This window comes from Nonomuraea aridisoli, from assembly GCF_003236395.1.
Taxonomy (GTDB): domain Bacteria; phylum Actinomycetota; class Actinomycetes; order Streptosporangiales; family Streptosporangiaceae; genus Nonomuraea; species Nonomuraea aridisoli.
In genome coordinates, this window is the sequence record NZ_POUD01000423.1 from 1 (window position 1) to 5,334 (window position 5,334).

6 protein-coding genes are annotated in these 5,334 nt (G+C 68.9%); 3 read left to right on the plus strand and 3 right to left on the minus strand.

Annotated elements, in window-relative coordinates; translation table 11 throughout:
- The coding region (locus C1J01_RS45900) for a DUF4192 domain-containing protein (protein WP_328589748.1) at positions 1 to 1,227 on the plus strand (1,227 nt) is incomplete at its 5' end.
- 200 nt (positions 1,228 to 1,427) lie between these two features.
- Here the strand turns inward: C1J01_RS45900 and C1J01_RS50710 are convergent.
- Together C1J01_RS50710 and C1J01_RS45905 are read right to left on the minus strand one after the other, a co-directional pair.
- A complete protein-coding gene (locus tag C1J01_RS50710) occupies positions 1,428 to 1,589 on the minus strand; it encodes a hypothetical protein (RefSeq protein ID WP_181449330.1) in 162 nt (53 codons plus the stop codon).
- Between the two features lie 133 nt (positions 1,590 to 1,722).
- On the minus strand, positions 1,723 to 2,067 hold the full coding sequence (locus C1J01_RS45905) for a hypothetical protein (RefSeq protein ID WP_111185291.1): 345 nt from the start codon (positions 2,065 to 2,067) through the stop codon (positions 1,723 to 1,725).
- Positions 2,068 to 2,105: 38 nt separating this feature from the next.
- Here C1J01_RS45905 and C1J01_RS45910 point away from each other — a divergent pair, with 38 nt between their 5' ends.
- Positions 2,106 to 2,795, plus strand: coding sequence for a DUF1707 and DUF4870 domain-containing protein (locus C1J01_RS45910; protein WP_235855118.1), 690 nt, complete (start codon positions 2,106 to 2,108; stop codon positions 2,793 to 2,795).
- Between the two features lie 673 nt (positions 2,796 to 3,468).
- A complete protein-coding gene (locus C1J01_RS45915) occupies positions 3,469 to 4,242 on the plus strand; it encodes a methyltransferase domain-containing protein (protein ID WP_111185293.1) in 774 nt (257 codons plus the stop codon).
- Between the two features lie 612 nt (positions 4,243 to 4,854).
- Here C1J01_RS45915 and C1J01_RS53610 read toward each other — a convergent pair.
- Positions 4,855 to 5,334 (minus strand): septal ring lytic transglycosylase RlpA family protein (locus tag C1J01_RS53610; protein ID WP_328589749.1); only part of this gene is annotated, 480 nt, incomplete at its 5' end.

Here is a 5,334-nt window from a genome sequence, read left to right on the forward strand (position 1 = left end):
GGCTCGGAGATGGGTATAAGAGACAGCTCCGGCGTCCCCGTGCAGGCCATCGGCTCTTCCACCCCGCCCAGCGACGCTCCTACTCCACCCGCAGGGGCAATCACCTTGGCCTCAGCCGTCCCCGAGCCGCCGGTGGCCTCTGACCCCGAGTCGCCCTTCGACACACCCGAGCCGCGCCTGACCCTGACCAGCCCCACCGACATCCTCGCGGCCGTCCCCTACCTCGTCGGCTTTCACCCCACAAGCAGTCTGGTCGTCATCGGCCTCGCCGCGGGCCGGGCGAAGATGGTGGCGAGGTGGAGCCTGCCGCTCCCGCCGGGCACCCTCGAAGCCCTGCTGCCCCTCTTCGAGAGGGAGGCGGTCACCGACATCGTCATCGTCGGCTACGGCTCCGGCGAGATCGTCACCCCGGGCGTCGACGAGACGAGGCGGCTGGCCGCCGGAGCGGGTGTCCACGTGGGCGAGGCCCTGCGCGCCCACGAAGGCCGCTACTGGTCCTACGTCTGCGACGTGGCCACGTGCTGCCCCCCGCAGGGCACCCCGTACGACCTGTCCGCCAGCCGGATAGCGGCCGAGGCGACCGTACGCGGCCTGGTCGCCTTCCCCGATCGCGAGGCCCTCGAACGCACGCTCGCCCCCGTCACCGGCCCCGTACGCGTGGCGATGAGCAGAGCCACAGCCGAAGCGATCGCCGAGCTCCAGGACAGACTCATGGCCTCGACCGACCTCGACGCGTTCGCCGCCGAGTTCGTGTCCGACGGTCTGGCCCGAGTCCGGTCGGCCCTGCGCGTCCACGAAGCAGGCGGATGCCTCGACGACCTCGACGCCGCCAGGCTCGGCCTCAGCCTGACGCTCATGAGGATCCGCGACGAGGCCTGGACCCTCATGGAGGATTCCCACGTCACGCTCTGGAAAGACCTGACCCGCAGACTGGACCCGCGCTTCACACCGCCGGCCGCGTCCCTCCTGGCGATGGCGTCCTGGCGAGCGGGCAACAGCGTCCAGGCCACCATCGCCCTCGAACGCGCCCTGACCATCGACCCCGGCTACTCGATGGCCCACCTCCTCATGCACGCCCTGCAGAACCTCCTGTCCCCGGAGCTCCTGCGCGACCGCATGCCCACCCCCGCCGAGCTCGACGAGGCCATGGGCCCCGTCAACGCCTCCTGGCTCCTCCCTCTGATCAACCTCATGGACGAAGACGACTCCATCCCGCCCCTGGAGTGACCCACCGCACGCCTCACGCTGCAGGGATACGCGGCCGTGGCCCGTGTTGCCTTGGTCCGCGTACTCGGTCGGCGAGCTGGACCCGCGAGCTGGACCCGTGAGCTGGGCCCGCGAGCATGGCCCGCGTATTCGGCGGCGAGGACAGCCCACGTACTCGGCTCGAGTCTCCGGTCAGCGGTGCCGGCGTCCGATGTGCGAGGTCAGCTTTCGTTGATGCGCTCGATTGCGTCGATGTCGGCGGCGTGCGCGCGCAGTTCCTCGGCGGCGAACACTTCGAGCATGTACTGCAACCGTCGCCGCTTGGCATCGCGCGCCGTGACGTGCCCCGACGCGCGATCGAGCGCCGTCTCAAGCGGACCCATGAGCCTATGTCGCAAGACCTGGTTCGGCGTGCTGCGGGGACGCGAGGTTGAATTCGGCTGGCGGCGGTGACGCAGACCTGGGTGTCGGCGGGCTTCGTGGCGAACGATCAGGCCGGCCTGGGGTGGCCGGTCGTCAGAGGGTGTCTTCTTCCTTGCGGCGGCGTTCGTTGTACGCGCGCATGCGTTGGGGGTAACCGGTCAGCTGGACGTCGTACACCGGCAGGGCAAGATCGCGGGCGACCTTGTGGATCACAGCGGGTGAGCCGACCCGTCGTCTGGTCCATTCGCCGTCGTCGGCCACCGCCACAGCGGTCGTATCGGTGGCAAAAGTCTCTGGCTCGACATAAAACTCGACGCCACGCCGCGACCGGGCGAAGGCGATGAGCGCCTCGATGTCGGCGTCTGTCGCCTCTCGGTCGAACTTCGCGATCTTACGACCGCGCAGTCGACGAATGCCGTAGCGGTCTCGCCATCTCATGAATCCTTTTTATACCGTCTGGAGGCTTCGTGTCGGGGATGATCTCCGGGACAGATCGGGGTTTCTCCCGATGGCAGGCCGACGATGCGGCGACGCAGTATGGAGGGTGTCAGCCCGATTCTCAGAGGAGAGGCATGGCGATTATGGCTGGGGTACCGAAAACCCCCGGGCCGGGAGAGGTGCCGCCAGCTCATCTGCGCGTCACCCATCAGGACCGTGAGCACGTGGTCGAGCACGTCAAAGCCGCCTACGCGGACGGCCGGTTCGACAAGCTCGAGTTCGACGACCGGCTGGAACGGGCGATGACGGCGCGCACCCATGGCGACCTGATGCCCATCATGACCGAGCTGTACGGCACCCACGCAGTCGAACGCGTCGGGCCGCCACCGGCTCCGGCACGCCCGGTGCATGCGACGGAGAGCAACGAGCGTCTCGGCGCCGCTCTCGGTCACTTCCTGCCGTTGATCGGTTTCCCGATCGTCGGGCCGCTGATCCTGATGCTCACCGGCGGCAAGACGTCGCCGTACATCCGCAGTCACGCCGTGGAGGCGCTCAATTTCCAGCTCACGATGATCGGGGCGTCGGTGCTGCTGACGATCACGGTCATCGGGATGGTGCTGCTGCCGTTCCTCTGGATCACGGCCACGATCCTGGGCGTCGTCGCCGGCGTCAAGGCTCTGTCGGGCGACCATTACAGTTACCCGATGACGGTTCGCCTGGTGAAGTGACCGGGCTCGCCTTCGCCGCCGCAAACGCCGGCCCCGAGCCTTTCGCGGGCCGGCGGCCCGCATTTCCAGCGCGAGTCCCGCCGCCGCTTCGTTCCACCTTCATAACCCTCGCCAAGCGAACCGCCCGACACCCACTCCACGAAATCGCGGCGACGAAATACCCCTCACCCGACATCGCCCCGCACCTGGGCAGGGGATGGCCGGTCGGCTGTGGCCGAGCTTCGATGAGCGATCCGACAGCAGCATCACACTCTCTCCCACATACCGCTAGACGGTCGCCGTCGTCCCTGGACCTTGCCCCAGCTTGTGGAACGTCGTGCCGCCAGGCGGTCGCGGTCGTCCCTGGATCTCGCCTCGGGCTTGTGAAGGTGATACCGCCAGGTGGTCGCCGTGTCCCCTGAACTTCGAGCGAGCTTGTGAACGTGACACCGCCGGGCGGTCGCCGTTGTCCTGGACCTCGCCTCTGGCTTGTGAAACGTCGTACGGCCGGGTGGTTGCCGTTGTCCCCTGAACTTCGCCCCGGGTTTGCGGAACGTCATCCCTTTGCGTACTGGAGCGGTTGTGGGCTGCTGGTCAGGCACGGGGCTTCTTCGACATCTCCTGCCACCGCCTGCTCACTCATCCGGATGGCTGGCTTGACTTCAAGCGGACTTCAAGCCGCAGGGTCCCGGACATGGACAGGACTCAGACGACAGGCCGTACCAGCGACGACACCGATGCGCTCATCGCCCTGCTCGACATCGTGGACGACGTTCCCTGGGCGAGCGAACTGCGTGCGCGCTCCTACGAGTTACTCGGCGTCACGTCGGACGCGGCGATGGTCGACGTCGGGTGCGGGTCAGGCCGCGCGGTCGCGGAGATGGCCGAGCGGGGCGCGCGGGCGTTCGGCGTCGACCTCGACGAGCGGATGGTCGCTGTGGCCGGCAGGCGCTGGCCTGCGGCGGACTTCCGCGTGGCGAGCGCATACGGGTTGCCCTTCGCCGACGGTGAGCTGCATGGCTACCGGGCGGACAAGGTGTACCACGTTCTGGACGACCCCGCCCGCGCGGTCGGCGAGGCGCGGCGCGTGCTCGCACCCGGCGGGCGCATCGTACTGATCGGGCAGGACTGGGACACCTTCGTCATCGAGGCCGACGACGCCGCGCTCACCCGCACCATCGTGCACGCTCGCGCCGACCTGGTGACCGACCCGCGCGTCGCCCGCCGCTACCGCAACCTTCTCCTCGACGCGGGCTTCGCCGACGTCACCGTCGAGGCCCACACCACGATCTTCACCGATGCGACATGGGTGCCCATGCTGGCCGACCTCGCCGAAGGGGCGCGCAGGGCCGGAGCGATCAGCGACGCGCAGGCCGAAGCCTGGATCGCCGAGCAGCGGGAACGGGGTCGGCGCGGGCGCTTGTTCCTCGCCCTCCCGCTGTTCGTGGTCGCGGCCACGCGCCCGTGATCGCCCGGCGCGCCGGGCACCCACGGGCGGATCGGGTGAGGAGACCTCCGACGTCAGCGAGGCAGCGTGGAGCTCACCGCCGGTCTGAAACTGCAGGAACGTCCGCCAGTCACCGAGGCTTGGCCGGGACCTGGGCTCCGCCGTGCACCGGGGGCCTGGGGTTCGCCGTGCGTCGTGGGCCGCTGTCTGGCTGGTGGATAAGTCGTACTGGAAGCCTTGGGGCGGGCAGCACGTAGCCGCGTCGCAGACGTAGGACCAGCAGCGGCCTGGTGGGCGCGTAGGGGCCTCCTCAACGTGGACCCGCTCCCGCGGTCGGCCGTCTCGTCTCGTTGATACCCGAGGTGACCAGCTCAGCAGGTCCCCAAAGATGGGAGAGGCGGCATGGCGTCGTGAGGTCGGCCGCCTTTCCTCCGACGTCCCAGGCCGGGGTCTACGTCAACCGTTACCAGGTTGCCGATGGCGAAGGCACCCTGCGACGGGTCGAGGCAGTGACCGCCTGTGAGGTGTGGTGCGCCGTGTCCGCAGCTGGTCGTCCTTGGTTAGCGGGCCAGTACCGGCGGCGATTCGCGCGGGAGATGCGGTGGCCTGTGTCCGCAGCCGGGCGCCCCTCGGTCAGCGGGCCAGTACCTGGTACTTGACGTGCATGACGCCTGCGCTCAGGTTGCCGATGGCGGCGAAGGCGCCTTCCGACAGGTCGAGGCAGCGACCGCCTACGAAGGGGCCGCGGTCGTTGATCCGCACGGTGACGGATTCGCCGTTGGCCGGGTTGGTGACGCGCACCCTGCTGCCCATGGGGAGGGTCTTGTGGGCGGCGGTCATGGCCGAGGGGTTGAAGCGTTCGCCGCTGGCCGTCATCTGGCCTTCGCCGTAGTACGACGCGCCGCACGAGCCGGAGGCGATCACGCGGGACCTCGGCTTCCTGCGTTCGGTGCGGGTCTCCTTGTTCCTGGCCGCCTTGGTGGTGAACGTCGCCTTCTCGGTGGTCTCGCTCTCGGCCCTTACCTCGGGGGATTCGGTCGTGGCCTTCGCCTTGGGGGATTCGGCGGGTGCGGGAGACTTTGCGGGCTGGGGGGACTTGACGGCCTTCACCTG